A 20876-nucleotide genomic window follows, 5' to 3' on the forward strand; every position below is an offset into this window, starting at 1 on the left:
CAGTTCAACCCTCTAAAGCTCGCTTAAGTTATTTAACAAGGTCAATTTTTACGCCTCGTTACTTGCTACCATAATCGTTTTAATATTCACAAATTCGCGAATACCATAGCCACCGTGCTCTCTACCATAGCCACTGTCTTTCACACCACCAAAGGGCAGGTTAGGCTGGGCTAATGAATAGCCGTTAATATTCACCATACCTGTATCAAATTCGTTTTTAGCAAGCTCAATGGCTTTATCAGTATCGGTACTGAAAATACCGCCGCCAAGTCCATAACGAGAATCGTTAGCAATTTCCATCGCTTGTTTGTCGTCACGAGCTCGAATAAGTGATGCTACGGGGCCAAATAGTTCATCATCGTAGGCTGGCATGCCCGGTGTAACATTTTCAAGCACAGTCACTGGATAGAAGTAGCCAGCTTCATCAGGTACTTCGCCACCTAATGATATGGTTGCTCCCGAACTTACCGATTTCTCTACTTGCTCGTGCAGTTCATCGCGCAAGTCTTCGCGAGCCATAGGACCTAAATCAGTATCCTCTTTTGAGGGGTCGCCCACTTTAAGCTTTTTACATTGAGCAACAAATCTGTCTCTAAACTCGTCGTATATGCTGTCTACAACAACAAAACGCTTCGCTGCGACACAGGTTTCACCATTGTTAATAACCCGGCCCTTAATACACATTTCTACTGCGTTATCGATATCTGCATCTGCAAGCACTACAAAGGCATCGTTACTTCCCAACTCCATCACTGTCTTTTTAGACATGCTGGCAGCTTCCTTGGCCACTTGTTTACCCACGCCGTCACTACCTGTAAACGTTACGCCTCTCACATGTTCATGCTTAATAAGCTCACTGGCCGTACTGCCGTCGATCATCAGTGATTGATATACATTTTTAGGGAACCCTGCATCTTCGTAAAGTTGCTGAATTGCCTGCGCCATACCAAATACGTTTTGAGCGTGCTTAAGCACGGTGGTGTTGCCGGCCATAATATTTGATGCGCTATAACGAATAACTTGGTAAAGCGGAAAGTTCCATGGCTGAATGCCAAGAATAACGCCTGTGGGCTGATAAGTTATAATAGCCTTGCCACCTTCGTATACACGGGCTTCATCTTCTAAAAACGATTCACCGTGCTTTGCGGTATATCGACAAATTTCAGCACATAGCTGCACTTCCTGTTTGCCTTGCGCGGTCACTTTACCCATTTCCAAGGTCATCAGATTAGCTAGGTCATCTATGCGCTCTTCCATCAAATCGGCAAGATTATTGAAAATATCGGCACGTGTGCCAAAAGAGGTCTTTTTCCAATTTAAATAGGCCTCGTGAGAACGGGTAACCGCGCGCTCTGCATCCTCTGCTGACATTAGTTGATAATGATCAAGCTGCTCACCAGTTGCCGGGTTGTACGTATTAATTGTATCGCTCATTGTTAAACTCCTTGTTCCAATAATGAAACAAGTAGTGCAACTACAGCGCCAACCCGCAATAAGCCCAAATAGCCCAATAAAATCATAGCTTTAACAACAAACCCCCGTTAAAAAGGAGCTTTTGAACAGCAGTGATTTTTGGGAAAAGATTACGGGAAACAGTAAAGATTTCAGAGAATAATTAAGCCATGCCCTTCCTAATCGGTAAACAAATCAGGAAAATGAAACTTTGCCATCGCAAGCGTAAGAGCAACTTCGTAAACACTTTGGCGGGTTGCATGGTTTAGGGTTAATAGACCAATGGCCCCCCCTTTTTGTTTTACATTAACGGTGTCGAATAATGCGTCCATCACAGAGCCAAGCTCTTCACCTCTTTGTAAGGCCTGAAAGACGGCAACGGGAAGCGGCAAACTTGCACTTCGCGTAACAGACCAATGCCCTTCGTGATAAATGGCAACATAAGCAAAAGTGGCAGGGCCATCTTCAAAAACGTCAACTCCGCCTTCTATCGCCACATACCAAGAGTCTGGAAAGCCGCCTTCATGTGCAGCGAGCATCGCTTTTATGCGGTTAATTGCCCCCTCTCGAGTTTCGGCTTCGGACATAGGTTGGTCGGAAACGCCACTCTCTACTGACATACCTTCGGCATCGAAGTCATGCTCTAAGGTATCTGACAAGGTATTAAGTGCAGCATTTACCTTAACTGGATTTTGCGATCCAATATAAATGGTGTCGAGAACCATGATCACTGCCCCTCGCTAGGGTTGTTGATAATATCGTCGAGCATTAAACGGTAATCTCTTACTGCCGGGAACTCGGTAATATTTCTATTTGGAAGTGTTCTGTCGGGATTGTCTACCGCTAATAGATGTTTAATTCCGAAGGTTTTAGCCGCATTTAAAATGGGTAGAGAGTCGTCAACAAATAGTGTGCGATCGTTTGCAAAGTTAATGCGCTCCTGCAAACGCTGCCACAGTAGCTGCGACTCTTTCGTTACACCAAACTCATGAGTAGAAATAAGGTTATCTATATGGGCGTCTAACTGCGTGTGCTCGAGCTTTAATGCCAGACTGTTTGGGTGAGCATTGGTTACCAGCACAACTTGTCTACCCGATTTATGCAAGGCATCTAAGAACGGAATGGTATCGTCTCGCAGTGATAGCAAGTGAGATAACTCGCGCTTTAGCGGCATAAATTCTGTATCTAAATCTAATGACAAGGATTCGGCCCAGTAATCTAGGCAATACCATTGAATTTGACCAAACACGCTTTCGTAGCGCTTCTTCATTTCTGCTTGACTCTGTTCCTCCGAGATACCGCGAATTTCAGCTAATCGCCTTGGAAGGTGATACAACCAGAACTGATTATCGTAATGTAAGTCTAATAAGGTGCCGTCCATGTCGAGCAGCACAGTGTCTATTTCATTCCAGGGCAGAAAGGGCAAGCGATTTTCCTTATAATGAAGTAAGCTAGAATATGAGTAATTCAGTGAACATGATAACAAAGATGTAGCGAGAGACATGCCAAAAATTGACCCCAACAAAGCGTTACCACAAATTCATTCTCGTAAGATTGTGGCACAGAGCAATCTTTTCAGGGTAGAAAGTTTAGATTTAGAATTTTCTAACGGTGCAACACGTCAATTTGAACGAATGGCCGGCGGCAATCGCGGTGCCGTAATGATTGTTCCGATGTTAGATGAACAAACCATGGTGCTTATTCGAGAGTATGCCGCGGGTACGCATTCCTATCAATTAGGCTTTCCTAAGGGGTTAATCGATCCAGGTGAAACTGCTATTGAGGCGGCCAATAGAGAGTTACAGGAAGAAGCCGGTTTTGCCGCCAAAGAACTCATTGAATTACACAAAGTCAGTATGGCCCCTACTTTTTTCAATGCCAGTATGACCATCGTTTTAGCTCGAGATCTCTATCCTAAGACCTTAGAAGGCGACGAACCTGAACCCTTGGAAGTCATAAATTGGCCTATTAACGAAGCAGATGCTTTACTTGCAAGAGAGGATTTTGTTGAAGCGCGCTGTATTGCTGCACTGTTTTTAGCGCAAAAGTGGTTAAAGGAACAATAAACAATGCCCGACGATGCCCACCCCGACCTACTAGAATTGGCAAAAGAAGTTGCAATAGAAGCCGGCAAAGCAGTCTTAGAAGTTTATGAAAATCGTGATTTTGACGCCTATCAAAAAGACGATGACTCTCCGGTTACAAGCGCCGACTATCTCGCTAATGACATCATCAATAAGCGGTTATCGGAAGCTACGCCCGACATTCCAATTTTATCAGAAGAAAATAAGCACGCCAGTTTAGAGGAACGCAAGCATTGGAGTCGCTATTGGCTTATCGATCCTATCGACGGTACGCAGGAATTTATTGCTCGAAGCGGCGACTTTGCCGTTAACATTGCCCTGATTGAAAACAACGAACCTACTATTGGTGTTATTTTTTGGCCACCTGGTCAATCTATTTATTATGCGCAAAAGGGAAAGGGAGCGTTTAAGTCTTCGCCTGAAGGTGACAGACCCATTTCCGTTCGCAAATTGAGCGATCCTAACAGCAGTGTAGTAATGATTGCCATTAGTCGACGCCAATCTCGCGAAAAAGTGCTTAATCGGATGTGTGCTAAACGCATTTACAACATGTTGCCGCTTGGCAGTTGCTCACTCAAATCCTGTTTTATCGCTGAAGGTAAAGCAGATGTATTCATGCGTATTGGCATTACAGGCGAGTGGGATACGGGCGCATCTCAGTGTATTGTTTCAGAAGCAGGTGGCAGCATTACCACAGCAAACTTCGAACCTCTCACTTATAACAAGCGTCATTCGCTAGAGAACCCAGATTTTGTGGTAATGGGCGATCAACGCGTTCCATGGCAAGACATTGTGCAGTATGATGACTACGAAAACCCATACACAAAATAAAACGTATGCGTTTTTAGACATTGCGTAATTATCGGTGTGGCTTACGCATTATTTCGCTGTAATTCAACCATATTGTTACCGAATACATTTCCTTTGGCCTGACACACGAAAGTACCGTGCCAAATGAAGTTAACGTATTAAAAGGAGTAATAAAACGATGACCAAGTACATTCGTACATTATCGACAGCTTTACTTACTTGTGGCCTTGCATTCCCGGCCGCCGCAGATTGGACGATTGACGGTGACACAAGTGCATTACATTTTCTGTCTACAAAAAATTCGCAAGTCACCGAAGTTCACAAGTTCGACAGCTTCAATGGCAATTTATCAGACAGCGGAAAGCTCAATGTTGAAGTTGATTTGTCGTCAGTGAATACAGCAATTGATATTCGCAACAAACGCATGCAAGAAATGCTGTTTAACGTTAGTAAGTATGCCACCGCTATTTTTGAAGCAACGCTCACCGACTCTATGATGAAGCTTAACGCTGGCGACGTTGTTAATGGTAAGGTAGACGGGATTTTAACGCTGCATGGTCAAGCCGTCCCAACAACGTTCGCAGTAACTGTTAGTCAGGTTGATGAAGATACCTTAACGGTGTCCACAAGCGCCCCTACGCTTATCAAAGCAGAATCATTTGGGCTGGCAAAAGGTGTAGCTGCACTGCAAGAAATAGCGGGGCTCAAAAGCATTACCACCACAGTACCAGTCACATTTTCTGTTACCCTGAAGCGCTAGAAAGTATATCTCTTCAATGCTGCTTAAGTGAGTGCAAAATTCAAGCATGAACAGCTTGGAGCATTATGAGTTTAGAGCTCGAGAAGATTGAGCTACAGTGGGCTTACAGCCGCCACAAGAGACGAAAAAGCCGCTTAAATCAGCGGCTTTTCTATGTTCTTACATCTGCTCGGCCAGCACCGGCTTTCTCACCTCAGGTTTTTGGTTCAGCGCTTGCTCTGGCATAGTTAACCACAGGCTATCCGGTAATGCAGGCGCATCAACCTCGTGTTTAGAAGCTGCAAAGTGAGATATGGCAAAATGCTTCATAGCCACTTTCAGTCGCTTCAGTGCCCTACATTCATTCACCTCCTCACCGATAACAAACACACCCCACTTACGCATAGTGATACCCAGTGCATCACTGCTGGTTAGTCGGATAACTGGCGCTGCTAACACCATGCCTACGAGTACAGGCAGCAACCACATAAACAACGATGGCGTGAAGTAGAACGTTGTAACTCCCCATGCCACGGCCAACGAACTCATGATTTGAGTATGCTTAATTGCAACAGACCACGGCACTTTTCGGCCTTCTCGCTCTTGAGCTTCCCACTTCACTGAGAACCCAAAAAACACGCTTATAACGAAGTAACTATGATAAAACATCATAAGAGGCGCAATCAGCACTGCCATTATAAGCTCCACTGTAGCGCCTTTGACTAGCGACCATGCGCCACCGAATTCGCTTCTGCGTTTAGTTAACGCCAGAGTAATACCCAATAATTTAGGCAGGAATAACAGGGCTGCAGTCCCCCACATTGTCACCATCATCATATCCTGTCTGGCAACCTGCCAACTTGGAAATAGCTGATATTCAGACATGAAGAATTGAGGAACGGTAGTAGCACGAATTAACGCATCGACTGTGCCCAGTGCCAACATACAAAACAGAACAAGTGATGATATATAAGCGAACGCACCGAATAGGAAGTGCAAACGGTTAGCCATTTTTAGGCCTTTTACATTCAAAAGCCCGAGGTGCTGAATATTCCCCTGTACCCATCTGCGATCGCGAATAGCATAATCAACAATGTTACTCGGTACTTCTTCATAGCTTCCCGTAGTATCTGTTAGTAAATAGGCTTCCCATCCAGCTCGAGCCAAAAGGGCCGCCTCAACAAAATCATGGCTTAATACTTCCCCGCCAAACGGAGCGCGTCCTTTAAGAGTAGGTAAGCCGCAGTGCTGCATAAACGGCGCTATACGTATAATAGCGTTATGCCCCCAATAGTTCGCACTGTCGGTTTGCCAGAACGACAACCCTGTGGCCAGCATTGGACTATATAAATGCGCAGCATACTGCACAAAACGACCAAAAAATGTATTTTGGCGAACTGGCATAGGAATAGTTTGAATAAGCGCTGTATTTGGAGCTTGCTCAATTCTTCTCGCTAAATCCTCCATACGCTCACCGGTCATTACGCTGTCAGCGTCTAACACAATCATAGCTTCATAATTGCCGCCCCAACGTTCACAAAACTCTTTGAGATTACCCACCTTTCTGTGCGTGTTGTTTTCACGGCGACGATAAAAAACGTGCTGCGCATAATCACCAAGGCGCCTTTGAAGCCGAGCAAATGCGCGCAGCTCGGCATCGGCCTTCTCTGCGTCACGGGTATCGCTAAGCATGAAAAAGTCAAAGTTGTTGCTACTTTCACGTTCCATGAGCTCGCGGATACATGCTTCAAAGCCAACCATAATTCGCTTTGTATCTTCATTGTACACCGGCATTACAACAGCGTGACGCTGGTTAAGAGAAACGCTAAAGTCGGGCTGACTGGGCTTCTTCTTCAAACTAAGAGGGTCGATGTTAAACAGCTGTAAAACAAACCCAATAATACCTGTCCAAAACGCCATGCACAGCCACGCAAATAGGGTTAAACCAAGTCCTAACTGAGCGATCTCTAAATTGGTTAATCCGTTGGGTAAGAAAATTTCATACAAGCTCCAGCCGGCTAGGGCCGTGCTTGGTATTACGAGCATTGCCATTATAAATAAACGCATACTTGCTCCTTTGACGATCTGATTTCGTTGTGGCTGTGCTGATTGCAACCCTGATTGCAAACCGCTATCGAATTGTTTCTTATCGCGAACGGACGAGCGTGTATCTTGCTTGCCGTTATCAAACTTATTTAGGTTGATAGACATAATTCCACACCTCGCTTACTCGTTCGCCGTTCTGCTCTACATACACACGCATATCAACAGTTTGCTTTTCGTTTGGCTTCATGAAGAAAGTAGCTCTCCATTCTGCGCCGTCTGCAACGGGGTATAGGCGTTGTTCCGATACTGTACCGTTGACACTTTGCACAACGAGTTTGGTTGTCTCTGCATCGAAAACTTGATCTTCTGGCACTGAAAAATCAATGTTGAACTGACGTGTAGTCGCTAACACCTCATCTTTGAATTCGTCACCAGGCAGCACTGCTTGGCCTTGCCTGGTGCGCTCAACTGTAGCCAACTCGCTGTCAAAAGCATGCTGCTCAACAGTTTTAAGCTCGTAGGAGAAATACATCGACTCGCCTTCGTTTAGCGCCTGCTCTGGCGTCCAAAACGCAACAATGTTGTCATGAATTTCAGAAGTGGTTGGAATTTCAACTATTTCTAAATGGCCTTTGTCGAAACCTTCTTTAGGAGTTACCCACAAACCTGGGCGTATGTGATAGTTAGCTTCGGCATCGAGATAGTTGCTCCATTCGCCATCGCGCTGCAACATGCCAAACCCTTGAGGCTTATTATCGCTCAGTGATGTGATTTGCAGACGCGAAGGATTGGTAAGCGGTCTCCAAATTTCTTCCCCGGCATGCGTTACCATTAAAACACCATCGCTATCGTGAACTTCAGGGCGATAATCATCAAAAGATTGCTGAGTATTTTCGCCATACAAAAACATGCTGGTAAAAGGTGCGATACCCAACTTATCAACATCTTCTCGAGCGAATAGCCAACTTTCTACATCTACCGATGTGTCTTTACCTGGCTCAATAACAAACTTATATGCACCAGCCACCGAAGGGCTCTCTAACCTTGCATAAATAGTGATCGGATCCCCGTCCTTAGGTTCAACTACCCAAAATTCTGTGAAGTGGGGAAACTCCTCACCTTTTGTAAGCGCAGTGTCTATCGCTAGGCCTCTGGCTGAAATGCCATAAACTTGATTTTTGCCTACTAAGCGAAAGTAAGAAGCCCCCAAGAAAACCGCAAATTCATCTTTATACTCTTCACTTTTAATGGGGTAGTGAACTCTAAAACCGGCAAAACCAGATTCATCATCTGTTAATCCAGCAAGCTCAGAGGACTTTCCGTCGTAACGAAACATATTGCTGTTAAAAGGAAGCCGTTTTGGCGAGTTACTACTGCCGATGGTATAAACAGTGACTGGGTATTCATAAAGAAACCCAGGGTGGAAAAACTGAAGTTCGTAGTCATTTTCCTGATGCCAAAGACTCTGCTTAGGCTCGAAACGAATTGAACGATAAGTTTGATAATCTATCTCTTTCAACTTGCTGTCTAGGTTATGATCATCTTGCTCATAACTTTCATTAGCAGAAGCTCGAGCTGCATCGATGATAGATTGTAAAACCGGTGATGCTTGCTGCGGCTCGTTGGCTTTGCTTACCGGTGCTGCATTAACAGGCAAGGCCCATGCTGTTGTTAAGAAAATATACGTCATTACACTTGCAGCGCTGATCATTGCGCGCGGCAGCGAAGAACTTTTAGGTAAAAGACTTTTAGATAAATTACAAATAGTGTTCGAAAAACGTGGTAATGCCATTTTTCCTCTCCTTTAGGTAAATGGGCTATCACATAGGCTTTGCTTACTTAAACAGCAGAAAGGCGCTCTATTCCTTTCATCTAGATTTCGCAGCAAGTAAAACTAAAAAAAGAAAATTGAAATATGAAAACTTCGCTGCGACTTCACAACATTGCGATAGCACTCGATGATAGGTGAGCAAAAGACGTTCCAACGCGTTCAAAAAAGAAGCCAAATAAAATAATCTCTTTAACTATCAATAAATTACCAATAAAATAAAAAGGGTTTTCTTTAAAATGCTCGCAAATATCTAGCGTTAAACTGTACATACATTATCAACCCCCTTAAAAACTGTTGTTTTTTAGAGACACTTTTAATCTCTGTATTCATTTCGCCTCTCTATTTTTTCGAAATACTCCCCTGTCTGCATCTTTTCTTCCAGCATACTAAAAATATATTTCTCTATCTTTTCAATAATTTAAAACAATCCCAGCGATTGATATCAATTAAATGAGCGAGTTGGCAGAGGCTTTGCAAAAACAGTAGTAGTTCGAGCAATAGGACGAGGATGACAGGGCAGAACGCAGGAATTCAGGTTCGCTAGTTATCATCATTTTTTATTAAGGAGTTAACACATGAACAAAGCAATCACACTATTAACAGCACTTACTTTTCCACTTGCATCACTCGCAGCAGTTGTCGCTACAGTTGCACCAACTGCAGCTTTGGCCGATAAGCCAGATTGGCGTTATGTTGAAGGCGGCTATACAAAGCTAGATTTCGATAACAATGAATCTTTTGAGCCTGACGGCCTGACGATTAATGGAAAGTACTTACTTAACGCCAACTGGTATTTAAATGGCGAGTACAGCTTTTTTGAAGAAGGTAACTTCGACTTCGACATGCTCACTTTAGGTGGTGGGTACAGACTGCCAGTCAATGCTACGACCGACGCGTACTTTGGCGCAAACCTAGAGCGTGTTGATGGAGATTTTGATGACGAAACTGGCTACAGTATAAATGCTGGCCTTCGCTCAATGATTACAGAGCAAGTGGAACTAGCTGGTGAAGTGGGTTACTACGACGTTGACGACGGTGAACCCACTTTTAAAGTAGGCGCTAACTACTACATCACGCCCCAGTGGGCAGTAGGAGCAAGCTATAAGCTCATCGACGAGTTAGATATTATGCAAGTGACAGCTCGTTACGCGTTTTAAACCTCCCTCTCCTCAGGAAGGTGGCCGGGTTGCTCGACCCGGCTTTTTTTATCCGTTCAAATAATTTCACTGTACCTACTTCTGGCGCATCAACTCTGGCTGTCGTCTTCAGGTAAAATGTCTTCTTTTCTTTTTATGTCTACACTTTCGTGTAATTCAGAGTACACCAATACGGCTTCGCCCGTTTTTAAGCTATCAAGAACTTGCTGAACTTTTGTTTTAAAGTCAGTTTCTTGCTCACCGTAATCTGTACCCTCACGCAATACAAACGACTCTGCCAAACTGTAAACAGTGTCAGGCTCTAACGCTTCAATAGGAATTAACATAACAGCTCCAAGGTGGCTATTTTCATCATAAAAATACTAACATCCGCTATTTGTATAACGGCAGTAGCTATTTATTGGAAGCACGTCGCTAACAAATTGCTTCACTCTCTCATGAAGCCAAACGCGGGGGTTAAAAATAGACCCCTGCATGAATCCCACATGGCCGCCGCGCTCACTCAGTTCAACCGTTACGCTTCTAGCGAGATCTTCTTCTTTTGGCACAACTAAGTGGTTCATAAAAGGGTCGTCTATGCTGTGTAAAACCAGCGTAGGGCAGTGAATAGCACTTAAAAAATGATAGGCACTACATTTTTCATAGTAATCCTGCGCATCCTCAAAACCATGTAAAGGAGCAGTCACCTTTTCATCGAACTCGTTGAAGCTAGTCATGCTATCCACATCGTCTTTAGTAAGCTGAATAAGCTTCCGATAATCAATATATTCCATTTTTTTACGCAGTGTGCTTTTCATGCTGTTTAACAAATATTTTTGGTAAACCCGAGAAAAGCCGTGATTAATCGACTTTGCACACTCAGAAAGCTTAAGCGGCGAAGATATAGCAACCGCCGCTTGCAGCCATTTTTGCGCGGGGTTTTCCCCAAGCAGCTTCAATAGCATGTTGCCGCCTAAAGAAAAGCCAATGCCCACTTTGGGAACCTGTGGAAACTTATCGCTTAACCATTCAAGAAAAAAACTAGGATCGCCTGTTTCGCCGCTGTGGTAGGCACGAGGGTTGAGATTGGGTACACCGCTACAGCCGCGGTAGTGCATCATGACAACTTGCCAGCCATTTACTGACAGATTTGCCATCATATCGTTAGCATAGTGAGACTTAATACTGCCTTCTAAACCATGAAAAAGAACGACAATACCTGATACCTCTTCAGGCTTTGGACCCCATGCAACATCGACAAAATCGTTATCGGGTAACGTGAGCCTTTCCATTTGATAAGAAAGAGGCATTCGCTTTTGAATAAACCGAGGCCATATAGTTTGCACATGGCGATTCTTCGCCCATTTAGGCACTGTAAAACTGCTCTTAATGATTTTTCCGTGTGCTTTCGCTAACTTACTCATTGCGGTTTCTTTTTATGTAATAGGTATAGTATTGGATATTGAGAATACTCATTATTTACGGTAGCTGTGCGATTAACTGACTAACCAGACTGCGAGCTTCTTGATTTTCTCTCAACCCATAGGCATTGATGAGGGCAGCAACAGAGGCATTCAATACCTTCGATTTATCGCCAGACGGTGGTGCAGATATTCGGTGAACATCTAATTGACAAAAAGCTTTAACAATCGCCTCCTGTTGCTTTTTCTCAAGCTCTAATTCTTGCTCTTTTAGTGCCTCATAGTTTGCGGTACTTTTACCGGTACTTTTACCAGCACCATCTTCAGAATTGTGTTCGCCACCGCTTTGAGAAGTATCGGTTGAGGTTTGCGACAAATTTGAGCCTTTAGAAACCGGGCGAGCGGCTTTGCGCTTTTCTCTGTGTAACTTAAGTTGCACATCGCTATTTGCCGCGGCATCAATTACAGACTTTAACTGCATTAGGTTTATAACAGCGTTATTTTCCAAACACCAGCACACTAGTAATAGCACATTAACGTTAACCCCATGCTGGTCTTGCAGCAATAATGATAGCGGCGCTACATCTCCTTTTGCATAGCGAGTAATGCTGTACTGCCAAAACTTTTCTTTATCAAGATTAACCATTTGCGATGTCATATGCCTCTCGCTGCTGTTCTATTTGCTCTTGCGCATCTAACCACGCCATTTCCTCTTCTTCTAAACGCTGTTTCAGCAGAGTCTGTTTGTCGAGCAACTGCATCAAATCAGATTTTCTGTCCTCACCATAAAGCGTGGTATCAGCAAGCGCCTCTTCAACATCAGCAAGTGACGCTGAATGAGACTCCATATTTTTTTCATGTTTTTCTACGGCACGCTTTAAGGGAGCGATCTGTTTTCTAAATTCAGCTTCTCTGCGCTTTTCTTCTTTGCGGTCAATTTTGCGTTCAGGTTTATCGCCATGCTCTCCCTGAATTTCATCTTTGGCATCTTGATTAGATTTTGCTTTTTCAGCAGCTTGCTGTTTTAAAATCCAGTCACGATAATCATCTAAGTCGCCAGTAAATGGCTCAACATAGCCTCTATCGACAAGATAAAAATCTTCACATACTGAAGATAAAAGGAAACGGTCGTGAGAAACCAATACCATTGCACCTTCAAAACCTTGTAGCGCAATGTTTAGCGCATGGCGCATTTCTAAATCTAGGTGGTTAGTCGGTTCATCTAACAGCAGCAAGTTTGGCTTTTGATACACGATTAACGCTAATACAAGGCGCGCTTTTTCACCGCCCGACATAGGGGCAACAGGTGCGAGCGCTTCATCACCGTTAAAACCAAAGCCACCTAAGTAGTCCCGCAACTGCTGCTCAGTGGCCTTTTGATCTATTCGCTGCAAGTGCAAAATGGGGGTGGCATTGGCGTCGAGGGTCTCTAATTGATGCTGCGCGAAATAGCCAATTTTTAGCCCTTTAGCGGTATTAAAAATGCCGTTTTTAGGAGCGTGAACCCCTGCAAGCAGTTTTATCAGCGTCGATTTACCCTGCCCATTGCGCCCTAGTAAACCAATACGACTACCCGGAACTAGGTTGAGTTTAACCTGCTGTAATACCGTATGCTCGCCGTATCCTAGCTGCACTTTCTCCATTTGCACTAACGGGTTGGGTAAAGCAGACGGGGGAGCAAACGAAAAGCTAAATGGGCTAGCCATATGTGCAGGCAACAAGGTTTCCATCTTTTCAAGCTGCTTAATTCGACTTTGGGCCTGCTTGGCTTTACTGGCTTTTGCTTTAAACCGCGTGATAAAGGAGTTCAGGTGAGCCACTTTCTGTTGCTGTTTATCATATTCAAGATTTTGAAGACGAATACGTTCAGCCCGCTGGGTTTCAAAGGCTGAATAATTACCCGTATAGGTGACTAGCTTCTGCTGCTCTACGCTAATAATTTGCGCAACTGTATTATCGATAAAGGCTTTGTCGTGTGAAATAAGAAGCAATGTTCCTGAGAAACGCTGAAGCCACTTTTCAAGCCAAATAACCGCGTCTAAATCTAAGTGGTTAGTTGGCTCATCGAGCAACAATAGATCTGATGGGCAAAGCAGTGCCTGCGCCAAGTTTAAACGCATACGCCAGCCACCAGAAAAGTCGGTGACAGGCGCGGTTAATTGAGAATTGGTAAAGCCTAAGCCCGATAGAATAGTGGCGGCTCTCGATTCAACATCATAGGCTCCAGCCTGTTCTAGTTGACCGTGAACTTGCCCAATTTGCACGCCGTCTTCTTCTTGTTCGGCAACACGTAACTTTTCTTGCAGCATGCGCAGATGCTTGTCGCCATCAATTACATAATCGATAGCTCTGCGATCGGTAGCAGGTGTTTCCTGAGCAACGCTAACAATTCGCCAATCGCTTGGTACGCTGCAATCGCCAGCATCCACTGTAAGTTCACTTCTCAACAAGGCAAATAAGGTCGACTTACCACAGCCATTGCTTCCTATTAACGCAACTTTATGACCAGGAAAAACCTGTGCAGATGCGTCCTCTAACAGCAATTTTCTGCCGCGCAATAGCGATACATTCGAGAGCTTTATCATGACTTACCTTCGCTGGGAAACTTCGGGCGCGTATAATAGCAAAAACTTAAAGTAAAAGCTGATCAACGCATGGTGTTTGGCGGTATAATAAGGGCAATGCATTAAAAGGTATAGATATGTCAAAATCATCAAGACGCCGTTTTGTCGCAGGCGCAACGTGCCCAAAGTGCCAAGAGCTGGACACGATTTCATTGTACTATGAGAACAATGTGGAAAAATTAGAGTGTGTAGCCTGTGGCTACAACGAAGCGCAAACTGATGATAAAGTCAGTGCAGTGACGCGCGAAAGCGAAAACGTTATCGGGATTTTCAAGCCTCACTAATTTACGTTTACGCTTTCTGAAGGATGGATATTGTTGGCGGTAGGGCACACCAGGCCCATCAGGTGATCTGTCTGATTATGTTATTGTCCGGTGGTGTTATATGGTACAGCTGTCGCCGCAATCATTCGCTCCATCACGCATTCCCTCTACCGCTTGCTTTTCTTGCTGGTCTTTTTTGGCCTGGTTTTCAGCCACTGACTTTTCAACTGAATCAAAGTCGATGTTATCGAGTGAATCTATATCAAATGAATCTGTATCTAAATCGCTCATTAATTAGCTCTCTTAAATAGTAATTTCAAAAAATGCCTTACATTAAAAATGAGGCGGCGGCGTTTCTTCAGACTCTTTAGCCATGTTAGATGGCTCTATAGACTTCACCCTATCAACTACATGACGCAATTTAAATGATATATCGTCCATCTGTTTTTGTTGAGAAGACAACGCATCATTTAGCGAATCAATAGTGTATTCCTGAAACGCCACTTTGGTCTGCAGCTCTTCTATACTCTCTAGAGCATCTTTAAGCTGCTCTTGTAACTCTAATACTTGGCTATCTTTTTTAGTCTCTTCGGCGCTGCGATTCTTAGACATTTATTATATTAATCCCACTGCTAATTTTCTCTAGCCCATACTTCCGCCAGGCCACTACTGCTTTCAGTCACTATATTACCATTGGGCAAGAACCCAACGCCATAAACAACTGCTGTTGGTGGTGATATTGTCTCGCGAGAGGCCACTTGAATAGATTGCAATTGGTCACCTGTGCCAATGTCCCAAAGGTACACCTTTCTAGACGGCGATCCGGTAAGTAAATACTTACCGTCTTTGGAAAACTCAACATCGGTGAATATTCTCTGCCGCGAAATGAATTTTAAACTGCTAACAGGCTCACCTGACTGAACATTCCAAATTTGGGATTTGCTTTGGCTATCCGCTGTAAATGCAAACCTTCCTTGATCGTCTAGTGCGACTTTGGTGACTCGCGAGGGGTGGGTAAAGGTGTGAATAATTTGGCCCGTCTCTGTACTCCAAAGATAAGCGATATAGTCATTTCCCCCCGACAGCGCAAACTTACCGTTCGGGGAAATATCAATTGAATTTACTTTTTCTTGGTGACCGAGAAACTCAAGGCGCCGCTGGGTAACGGGCTCGAAAAACATGATAGTGCCGCTAGAGCGAGCAACCAGTACCCCTCTACCGTTATTTGCCACAGCAACATCTCTAATATTTGATTCATCTATCCGCCAAAAGCCTTCCGGATCACCCGTTTGCATGTTCCATAAGGCGAATGCTTCTCTGTCGGCCGTTACCACGTATTGTTTGTCTGCACTTATATGAACAGAAACCACCAGATTATTACCTTCTCCCTGATGGCCCCACCGATACAAAGGCTCATTCTCTCCAATACGCCAGACATTTATGCCATTATTAATTCCCGACACCACGGCGATGGTCCCATCTGAAGAAATGTCTGCCGCATAAGCACCTTCTTCAACATGACGCCACTGCTTTATTGGCGTAGTATCAGGGACTGAACACCCTATGGATCCGCAAAAAAGTGGAACGAGTAACAATAATCTCGGGAACATTTTGAACCTAAACATAATCAAATGGGTTTCGCTTTATAAACGCTACGTTTAACATAGCACGGATTACGCATCTTAAACTATTGTGCAAACTGCCTTAGATGCAGCAGTATAGATACAGAAGCATGATGATAAAAATTAATGGAGACGTTTTTTATGCAGAAGTCGCTCGTTGCCCTATCAACAATAGCTGCGCTTGGTTTATTCGCTTGCCAGCCAAATACTTCAGATAAGGCTACTACTACCAGCGCAGAGAGCGCAGATACATCGACTGTTGCGGCAGAAGAAATGACCGATACGCAAAAGCAAGCTTATGCGATGGGGGCAAGTATGGGCTTATTTGTTACCAATCGAGCTCAACAACAAGAGCAACTTGGCTTGGCATTAGATCAAGAAGCGCTTAAACAAGGCTTTACTGACGGCTTGAACGACACGTTGAAATTCACCCCAGAGCAGATTCAACAAATTGCTCAACAAGGCGAAGAAATGCTGCGTGCAAAGCAACAAGAAATGGCAGCGCAAGCAGCTGAGAAGAACATTGAAGCGGGCGAAGCATATCTTGCAGAAAACGCAGAGCGTGAAGGCGTCACAACAACTGAGTCAGGCCTTCAGTATGAAGTACTTGAAGAAGGCGAAGGCGCAAGCCCAGCCGCTACTGACATGGTTAAAGTACACTATCGCGGTACGCTACTAGACGGCACTGTGTTCGACTCTTCATACGATAGAGGCGAGCCTGCAGAGTTTCCATTGAACCGTGTTATTCCTGGCTGGACTGAAGGCGTTCAGTTAATGAAGGAAGGCGCAAAGTATCGCTTCCACATTCCGTCTGACCTTGCTTATGGTGAGCGTGCAACAGGTGCAATTACACCAAATTCTACGCTAATTTTTGACGTGGAGTTGCTTGAAGTCACCACCCCGGCAACGGAAGCTCCTACTGAGTAGTAACTCGATAAGCAAAATGCTGCGGTAACACATGGGCTAACTTACCCTTAGTAAAGCGGTATTTCTGAAGCTTCAAAGAGAAAGCCGGCGCACCACGCGCCGGCTTTTTGTTTTTGTGAATTTGGCTATCTCCGTGCCTACCTTTTCCAATGAGCAAGTGGTGTTCAACCACGTTGTTATCCAAATAGTAAAGTGGATATTTCAATGTGCTAGGTGCCTCGAATCACTCTTTAACTATAGTACAAAACGGTGATTTGTCATGGTTTACCAGGTGTCCGCTTGTAACGTTTTCGCCTAAAACAAAGCCGTTTAGACCTTTTTGTTTTAACGCTTAGGTCCCCGTCTACGCTCAGTAACAACGTTAAATGTAGCGAAGTGCCTTAATACCGACTGGCCAATTTTATAAAAAGCTGCACCTACAATGAGATAACAGACGGTTTGTAGACTTTGCAGGCGCACCACCATGTCCAGAAGTGCATAAAAGAGTAAAAGGCCGCCGGTTAACAGCACCACAAACCCAATGATTGTGCCGCTTACATTAACAGGGTCGTGTACTGCTTTTTGACGATACAACATGGACAGTTTATTTTGCATAACACAGCCTTGCGGTTTAACCGCGCTTGAATTGTTCACTATTTATACTGCGACAACAATAAAAAAGATTAGGTTCAGTAAAAGGACGAGGTTTATTTCCCTAATAAGCTCTCAAAAAACGGTAATACGCAGGAGTCTCTACATTTGTGATTGGGTTTTCTATAATTACCCACATACACTACAAGCGTAATGCGCGTTAACCTTTTCTGTACACTTTTACGGTAAAGCTGAAAACGCGATAGTGACAACTTCATCTTTTTACTTACTAACGGAATATTGTGAAAACACCACTTATCACTCGAAAAGGCTATACCAAACTTAGAAAAGAACTGGATTTTTTGTGGCGTGAGGAAAGGCCTGAAATAACTCGAAAAGTGACATGGGCAGCAAGCCTCGGCGATCGCAGCGAAAATGCAGACTACCAATATAATAAGAAAAAGCTTAGGGAAATAGACCGCCGAGTACGTTACTTAAGAAAGTGCCTAGAAAACCTCAAGGTGGTTGACTACGATCCTCAGCAAGAGGGAAAAGTATTTTTCGGAGCTTGGGTAGAAATAGAGAATGAGGCCGGCGAAGTCATGGAGCTTCGACTCACAGGCTACGACGAAATATTCGGTCGCAAAGATTACATTTCTATTGATTCCCCAATGGCTAGAGCATTATTAGGCAAAGAAGAAGACGACGAATTTGTAGTGAAAACTGAAACCGATATTAAAGAATGGTGGATAAATAAAATTTGGTATGACCCGACCGATAAAATTTAACAGGGTAAACGCAAAATATCTCCACAAAGAGGGGGTTGAGACGACTTTCAGCAAGGTGCAGTGCTATACTCGCCAACAGAATATTCGTCATACTTATTTTCACTAAAGACCTGACGTATAAAACGACATAGGTTATTTCGCTTTTGCCAAAAGCGCTTCATTAGAAATTTAGGCCACATATGATAATCAACAAAATTGCTGAAGAACTCTCAGTAAAAGCTTCTCAGGTAAATGCTGCAGTAAAACTTCTCGACGAGGGCGCAACGGTGCCTTTCATCGCACGTTATAGAAAAGAGGCTACTGAAGGGCTTGATGACACACAGCTTAGAAATTTAGAGCAGCGCCTTACCTACCTTCGCGAGTTAGAAGAACGCCGAGACGTCATTCTCCGCTCGATAGACGAGCAAGGTAAACTGACTAGCGAACTTAAGTCCAGTATCAATCAAGCAGATAGCAAAACAACGTTAGAAGACTTGTACCTTCCGTTCAAACCCAGACGCCGAACCAAAGGTCAAATTGCTATAGAGGCGGGATTAGAACCATTAGCTGATACTTTATTCAACCAACCAAATACAGCCGTTGAAGAAGCCGCTGGTGAATTTGTAAACGCAGAAAAAGGCATTGCTGACACCAAAGCAGCTTTAGAAGGGGCACGCTTTATCCTGATGGAGCGCTTTGCAGAAGATGCTTCGCTGTTAGGTAAAATTCGCGACTACTTAATCAATAACGCACATATAAAAAGCGTTGTAGCTCCAGGTAAAGAGCAAGAAGCGAGCAAATATAAAGACTATTTTTCTCACAGTGAAAAATACAAGAACACGCCTTCTCACCGAGCGCTTGCCATGTTTAGAGGCCGTAACGAAGGTTTGCTGCACATCCAAATTGACGCCGACCCGCAACAGGAAGAGAAAGGACCATCTCACTGCGAGCACATTATTGCTTCGCATTACTCCATTGCGCACCAAGGGCGCCCAGCAGACGATTTCTTAGCACAAGTAGTTCAGTGGACATGGAAGATTAAAATTGGTCTTCACATGGAAACAGAATTGTTCAGCGCACTTCGAGAAAGAGCAGAAAAAGAGGCAATTGAAGTATTTGCTAAAAACCTCAACGACCTGTTGATGGCTGCTCCTGCTGGCGCAAAAACCACCATGGGACTGGATCCCGGTTTACGTACGGGTGTAAAAGTAGCCATTGTAGACAGCACTGGCAAAGTTGTGGCAACAAATACAATATTTCCTCATGCCCCACAAAACCAATGGGATAAATCTAGTCGTACCCTAGCCACTTTGTGTAAACAATATAAAGTTGATCTCATCAGCATTGGCAATGGAACCGGCTCGCGAGAAACCGATAAGCTTGTTGGTGAAGTACTGAAAAATAACAGTGATATTAACGCACAAAAGATAATGGTAAGTGAGGCTGGGGCATCAGTGTACTCTGCGTCTGAACTTGCCTCTAAAGAACTTCCCACGCTAGATGTTTCTATTCGCGGAGCAGTTTCTATTGCCCGTCGTCTTCAAGACCCTCTTGCTGAACTTGTTAAAATTGAGCCAAAAGCCATTGGCGTAGGCCAATATCAACACGATGTAAGCCAAAGCCAACTTGGCAAATCGTTAGACAGAGTTATTGAAGACTGCGTAAACGCCGTAGGTGTAGATGTAAACACTGCATCTCCTGCACTACTTAGCTATGTATCGGGCTTAAATAAAACCTTAGCCCACAACATTGTTAAACTGCGCGATAGCAAGGGAGCATTTTCAAACCGCAAGGCATTATTAGATGTAGAGCGTTTAGGCCCTAAAGCATTTGAGCAAGCGGCTGGTTTTTTGAGAATTGTAAATGGTACAAATCCACTTGATGCTTCGTCTGTACACCCTGAAGCTTATCCTGTGGTAGATAAAATAGTAAACACCACTGCTGTTGCCGTTAACGATATTATTGGGAACACCGAGCTATTAAAAAGTCTATCTCCAGACACCTTTACTAGCGACGACTTTGGTATTCCAACAGTTAAGGACATATTTAAGGAACTGGAAAAGCCCGGCCGAGATCCTCGCCCAGAGTTCAAAACAGCATCTTTCAAGGAAGGCGTAGAAACTATCAATGACCTAAAATTAGGAATGATTTTAGAAGGGGTGGTAAGTAACGTCGCCAATTTTGGTGCCTTTGTCGATGTGGGCGTTCATCAAGACGGTTTGGTGCATATCTCGGCACTGACAGACAAGTTTATTTCCGACCCCCGTGAAGTGGTAAAAGCGGGCGATATCGTTAAAGTTAAAGTGATGGACGTAGATGTTGCCCGTAAACGTATTTCGTTCACCATGCGCCTAGATGACACACCGCAATCTGCAAGCGCAGGCACTCAATCTTCACCTAGGTCTGACAGAGACGGTAGGGGTAAGCAAAATAAAACGCCGCGTTCACACCAGGGTGAAGGTAGACGTAATCAAAGAAATAGTCAAAACCACAGTGCAAAGCAACCGCAAAATAGCGCAATGGGAAATGCATTTGCCGATGCTCTTGCAAAAGCGAAAAAATAAGGCGAAAAGGTGAGGGGACA

General features: G+C 44.1%; 21 protein-coding genes. 8 read left to right on the forward strand and 13 right to left on the reverse strand.

Annotated elements, in window-relative coordinates:
- Nucleotides 1–48: 48 nt before the first annotated feature.
- The 3 genes from CW735_RS18770 to yrfG all read right to left on the reverse strand — a co-directional run bounded on the left by CW735_RS18770 (nucleotide 49) and on the right by yrfG (nucleotide 2878).
- Nucleotides 49–1434, reverse strand: coding sequence for an NAD-dependent succinate-semialdehyde dehydrogenase (locus tag CW735_RS18770; RefSeq protein ID WP_100973097.1), 1386 nt, complete (start codon nucleotides 1432–1434; stop codon nucleotides 49–51).
- Between the two features lie 197 nt (nucleotides 1435–1631).
- The gene (yjjX, locus tag CW735_RS18775; RefSeq protein ID WP_071980975.1) at nucleotides 1632–2177 is read right to left on the reverse strand and encodes an inosine/xanthosine triphosphatase; all 546 of its coding nucleotides are present in this window, start codon (nucleotides 2175–2177) and stop codon (nucleotides 1632–1634) included.
- 2 nt (nucleotides 2178–2179) lie between these two features.
- Nucleotides 2180–2878: a GMP/IMP nucleotidase gene (yrfG, locus tag CW735_RS18780; RefSeq protein WP_071980976.1), complete on the reverse strand. Its 699-nt coding sequence runs from the start codon at nucleotides 2876–2878 to the stop codon at nucleotides 2180–2182.
- Nucleotides 2879–2954: 76 nt separating this feature from the next.
- Between yrfG and nudE the strand changes: the two genes are divergently transcribed.
- The 3 genes from nudE to CW735_RS18795 all read left to right on the forward strand — a co-directional run bounded on the left by nudE (nucleotide 2955) and on the right by CW735_RS18795 (nucleotide 5106).
- Nucleotides 2955–3518 (forward strand): ADP compounds hydrolase NudE, encoded by a 564-nt coding sequence (nudE, locus tag CW735_RS18785; RefSeq protein ID WP_071980977.1) that lies wholly within the window; start codon nucleotides 2955–2957, stop codon nucleotides 3516–3518.
- A 3-nt stretch (nucleotides 3519–3521) separates the two neighbouring features.
- Nucleotides 3522–4367 carry a 3'(2'),5'-bisphosphate nucleotidase CysQ gene (gene cysQ, locus CW735_RS18790; protein WP_071980978.1) on the forward strand — a complete coding sequence of 282 codons (846 nt, stop codon included), beginning with the start codon at nucleotides 3522–3524 and terminating at the stop codon, nucleotides 4365–4367.
- A gap of 157 nt (nucleotides 4368–4524) precedes the next feature.
- Nucleotides 4525–5106 (forward strand): YceI family protein, encoded by a 582-nt coding sequence (locus tag CW735_RS18795; RefSeq protein WP_083595339.1) that lies wholly within the window; start codon nucleotides 4525–4527, stop codon nucleotides 5104–5106.
- Nucleotides 5107–5265: 159 nt separating this feature from the next.
- Here the strand turns inward: CW735_RS18795 and mdoH are convergent, their stop codons facing one another.
- Nucleotides 5266–7152, reverse strand: a complete 1887-nt coding sequence (gene mdoH, locus CW735_RS18800) for a glucans biosynthesis glucosyltransferase MdoH (RefSeq protein ID WP_232368435.1) — start codon at nucleotides 7150–7152, stop codon at nucleotides 5266–5268.
- Nucleotides 7153–7276: 124 nt separating this feature from the next.
- The gene (locus CW735_RS18805) at nucleotides 7277–8923 is read right to left on the reverse strand and encodes a glucan biosynthesis protein (RefSeq protein WP_232368326.1); all 1647 of its coding nucleotides are present in this window, start codon (nucleotides 8921–8923) and stop codon (nucleotides 7277–7279) included.
- Nucleotides 8924–9537: 614 nt separating this feature from the next.
- Between CW735_RS18805 and CW735_RS18810 the strand changes: the two genes are divergently transcribed.
- Nucleotides 9538–10119, forward strand: coding sequence for a porin family protein (locus CW735_RS18810; RefSeq protein WP_071980981.1), 582 nt, complete (start codon nucleotides 9538–9540; stop codon nucleotides 10117–10119).
- Nucleotides 10120–10208: 89 nt separating this feature from the next.
- On the opposite strand, the gene CW735_RS18815 is transcribed toward CW735_RS18810, so the two are convergent.
- The 4 genes from CW735_RS18815 to CW735_RS18830 are packed head-to-tail and all read right to left on the reverse strand — an operon-like array spanning nucleotide 10209 to nucleotide 14104.
- The gene (locus CW735_RS18815) at nucleotides 10209–10445 is read right to left on the reverse strand and encodes a YheU family protein (RefSeq protein WP_071980982.1); all 237 of its coding nucleotides are present in this window, start codon (nucleotides 10443–10445) and stop codon (nucleotides 10209–10211) included.
- 36 nt (nucleotides 10446–10481) lie between these two features.
- Nucleotides 10482–11522, reverse strand: a complete 1041-nt coding sequence (locus CW735_RS18820) for a hydrolase (protein WP_071980983.1) — start codon at nucleotides 11520–11522, stop codon at nucleotides 10482–10484.
- A gap of 55 nt (nucleotides 11523–11577) precedes the next feature.
- On the reverse strand, nucleotides 11578–12177 hold the full coding sequence (locus tag CW735_RS18825) for a DUF2390 domain-containing protein (protein ID WP_071980984.1): 600 nt from the start codon (nucleotides 12175–12177) through the stop codon (nucleotides 11578–11580).
- The gene (locus tag CW735_RS18830; protein WP_071980985.1) at nucleotides 12158–14104 is read right to left on the reverse strand and encodes an ATP-binding cassette domain-containing protein; all 1947 of its coding nucleotides are present in this window, start codon (nucleotides 14102–14104) and stop codon (nucleotides 12158–12160) included. Before CW735_RS18830 ends, CW735_RS18825 begins: the two co-directional genes overlap by 20 nt.
- 116 nt (nucleotides 14105–14220) lie before the next feature.
- Here CW735_RS18830 and CW735_RS18835 point away from each other — a divergent pair, with 116 nt between their 5' ends.
- Nucleotides 14221–14427 (forward strand): YheV family putative zinc ribbon protein, encoded by a 207-nt coding sequence (locus tag CW735_RS18835; RefSeq protein ID WP_071980986.1) that lies wholly within the window; start codon nucleotides 14221–14223, stop codon nucleotides 14425–14427.
- A 96-nt stretch (nucleotides 14428–14523) separates the two neighbouring features.
- Here CW735_RS18835 and CW735_RS19785 read toward each other — a convergent pair whose 3' ends face one another.
- The 3 genes from CW735_RS19785 to CW735_RS18845 form a co-directional block, all read right to left on the reverse strand.
- The gene (locus tag CW735_RS19785; protein WP_198033578.1) at nucleotides 14524–14697 is read right to left on the reverse strand and encodes a hypothetical protein; all 174 of its coding nucleotides are present in this window, start codon (nucleotides 14695–14697) and stop codon (nucleotides 14524–14526) included.
- A gap of 42 nt (nucleotides 14698–14739) precedes the next feature.
- Nucleotides 14740–14931, reverse strand: coding sequence for a SlyX family protein (locus CW735_RS18840; protein WP_071981400.1), 192 nt, complete (start codon nucleotides 14929–14931; stop codon nucleotides 14740–14742).
- 107 nt (nucleotides 14932–15038) lie between these two features.
- Nucleotides 15039–15971, reverse strand: coding sequence for a WD40 repeat domain-containing protein (locus tag CW735_RS18845; protein ID WP_083595414.1), 933 nt, complete (start codon nucleotides 15969–15971; stop codon nucleotides 15039–15041).
- A gap of 198 nt (nucleotides 15972–16169) precedes the next feature.
- Here CW735_RS18845 and fkpA point away from each other — a divergent pair, with 198 nt between their 5' ends.
- A complete protein-coding gene (fkpA, locus tag CW735_RS18850) occupies nucleotides 16170–16955 on the forward strand; it encodes an FKBP-type peptidyl-prolyl cis-trans isomerase (protein WP_071980988.1) in 786 nt (261 codons plus the stop codon).
- 324 nt (nucleotides 16956–17279) lie between these two features.
- On the opposite strand, the gene CW735_RS18860 is transcribed toward fkpA, so the two are convergent.
- Nucleotides 17280–17549, reverse strand: coding sequence for a hypothetical protein (locus CW735_RS18860; RefSeq protein WP_198033579.1), 270 nt, complete (start codon nucleotides 17547–17549; stop codon nucleotides 17280–17282).
- A 278-nt stretch (nucleotides 17550–17827) separates the two neighbouring features.
- Between CW735_RS18860 and greB the strand changes: the two genes are divergently transcribed.
- Together greB and CW735_RS18870 are read left to right on the forward strand one after the other, a co-directional pair.
- Entirely contained in the window at nucleotides 17828–18313 is a 486-nt protein-coding gene (gene greB / locus CW735_RS18865; RefSeq protein WP_071980990.1) for a transcription elongation factor GreB, read from the forward strand.
- Between the two features lie 179 nt (nucleotides 18314–18492).
- Nucleotides 18493–20856 (forward strand): Tex family protein, encoded by a 2364-nt coding sequence (locus CW735_RS18870; RefSeq protein WP_071980991.1) that lies wholly within the window; start codon nucleotides 18493–18495, stop codon nucleotides 20854–20856.
- Nucleotides 20857–20876 lie beyond the last annotated feature (20 nt).

The sequence above is a fragment of the Alteromonas sp. MB-3u-76 genome, assembly GCF_002831605.1.
GTDB classification, from domain to species: Bacteria; Pseudomonadota; Gammaproteobacteria; order Enterobacterales; family Alteromonadaceae; genus Alteromonas; species Alteromonas hispanica.

What these genes read in the sequence shown, in the direction of transcription:
- CW735_RS18770 (WP_100973097.1), bottom strand. Translation starts at nt 1,434, where the DNA reads ATGAGCGATACAATTAATACGTACAACCCGGCAACTGGTGAGCAGCTT.
- yjjX (WP_071980975.1), bottom strand. Translation starts at nt 2,177, where the DNA reads ATGGTTCTCGACACCATTTATATTGGATCGCAAAATCCAGTTAAGGTA.
- nudE (WP_071980977.1), top strand. Translation starts at nt 2,955, where the DNA reads ATGCCAAAAATTGACCCCAACAAAGCGTTACCACAAATTCATTCTCGT.
- cysQ (WP_071980978.1), top strand. Translation starts at nt 3,522, where the DNA reads ATGCCCGACGATGCCCACCCCGACCTACTAGAATTGGCAAAAGAAGTT.
- CW735_RS18795 (WP_083595339.1), top strand. Translation starts at nt 4,525, where the DNA reads ATGACCAAGTACATTCGTACATTATCGACAGCTTTACTTACTTGTGGC.
- mdoH (WP_232368435.1), bottom strand. Translation starts at nt 7,152, where the DNA reads ATGCGTTTATTTATAATGGCAATGCTCGTAATACCAAGCACGGCCCTA.
- CW735_RS18805 (WP_232368326.1), bottom strand. Translation starts at nt 8,923, where the DNA reads ATGGCATTACCACGTTTTTCGAACACTATTTGTAATTTATCTAAAAGT.
- CW735_RS18810 (WP_071980981.1), top strand. Translation starts at nt 9,538, where the DNA reads ATGAACAAAGCAATCACACTATTAACAGCACTTACTTTTCCACTTGCA.
- CW735_RS18815 (WP_071980982.1), bottom strand. Translation starts at nt 10,445, where the DNA reads ATGTTAATTCCTATTGAAGCGTTAGAGCCTGACACTGTTTACAGTTTG.
- CW735_RS18820 (WP_071980983.1), bottom strand. Translation starts at nt 11,522, where the DNA reads ATGAGTAAGTTAGCGAAAGCACACGGAAAAATCATTAAGAGCAGTTTT.
- CW735_RS18825 (WP_071980984.1), bottom strand. Translation starts at nt 12,177, where the DNA reads ATGACATCGCAAATGGTTAATCTTGATAAAGAAAAGTTTTGGCAGTAC.
- CW735_RS18830 (WP_071980985.1), bottom strand. Translation starts at nt 14,104, where the DNA reads ATGATAAAGCTCTCGAATGTATCGCTATTGCGCGGCAGAAAATTGCTG.
- CW735_RS18835 (WP_071980986.1), top strand. Translation starts at nt 14,221, where the DNA reads ATGTCAAAATCATCAAGACGCCGTTTTGTCGCAGGCGCAACGTGCCCA.
- CW735_RS19785 (WP_198033578.1), bottom strand. Translation starts at nt 14,697, where the DNA reads ATGAGCGATTTAGATACAGATTCATTTGATATAGATTCACTCGATAAC.
- fkpA (WP_071980988.1), top strand. Translation starts at nt 16,170, where the DNA reads ATGCAGAAGTCGCTCGTTGCCCTATCAACAATAGCTGCGCTTGGTTTA.
- CW735_RS18860 (WP_198033579.1), bottom strand. Translation starts at nt 17,549, where the DNA reads ATGCAAAATAAACTGTCCATGTTGTATCGTCAAAAAGCAGTACACGAC.
- CW735_RS18870 (WP_071980991.1), top strand. Translation starts at nt 18,493, where the DNA reads ATGATAATCAACAAAATTGCTGAAGAACTCTCAGTAAAAGCTTCTCAG.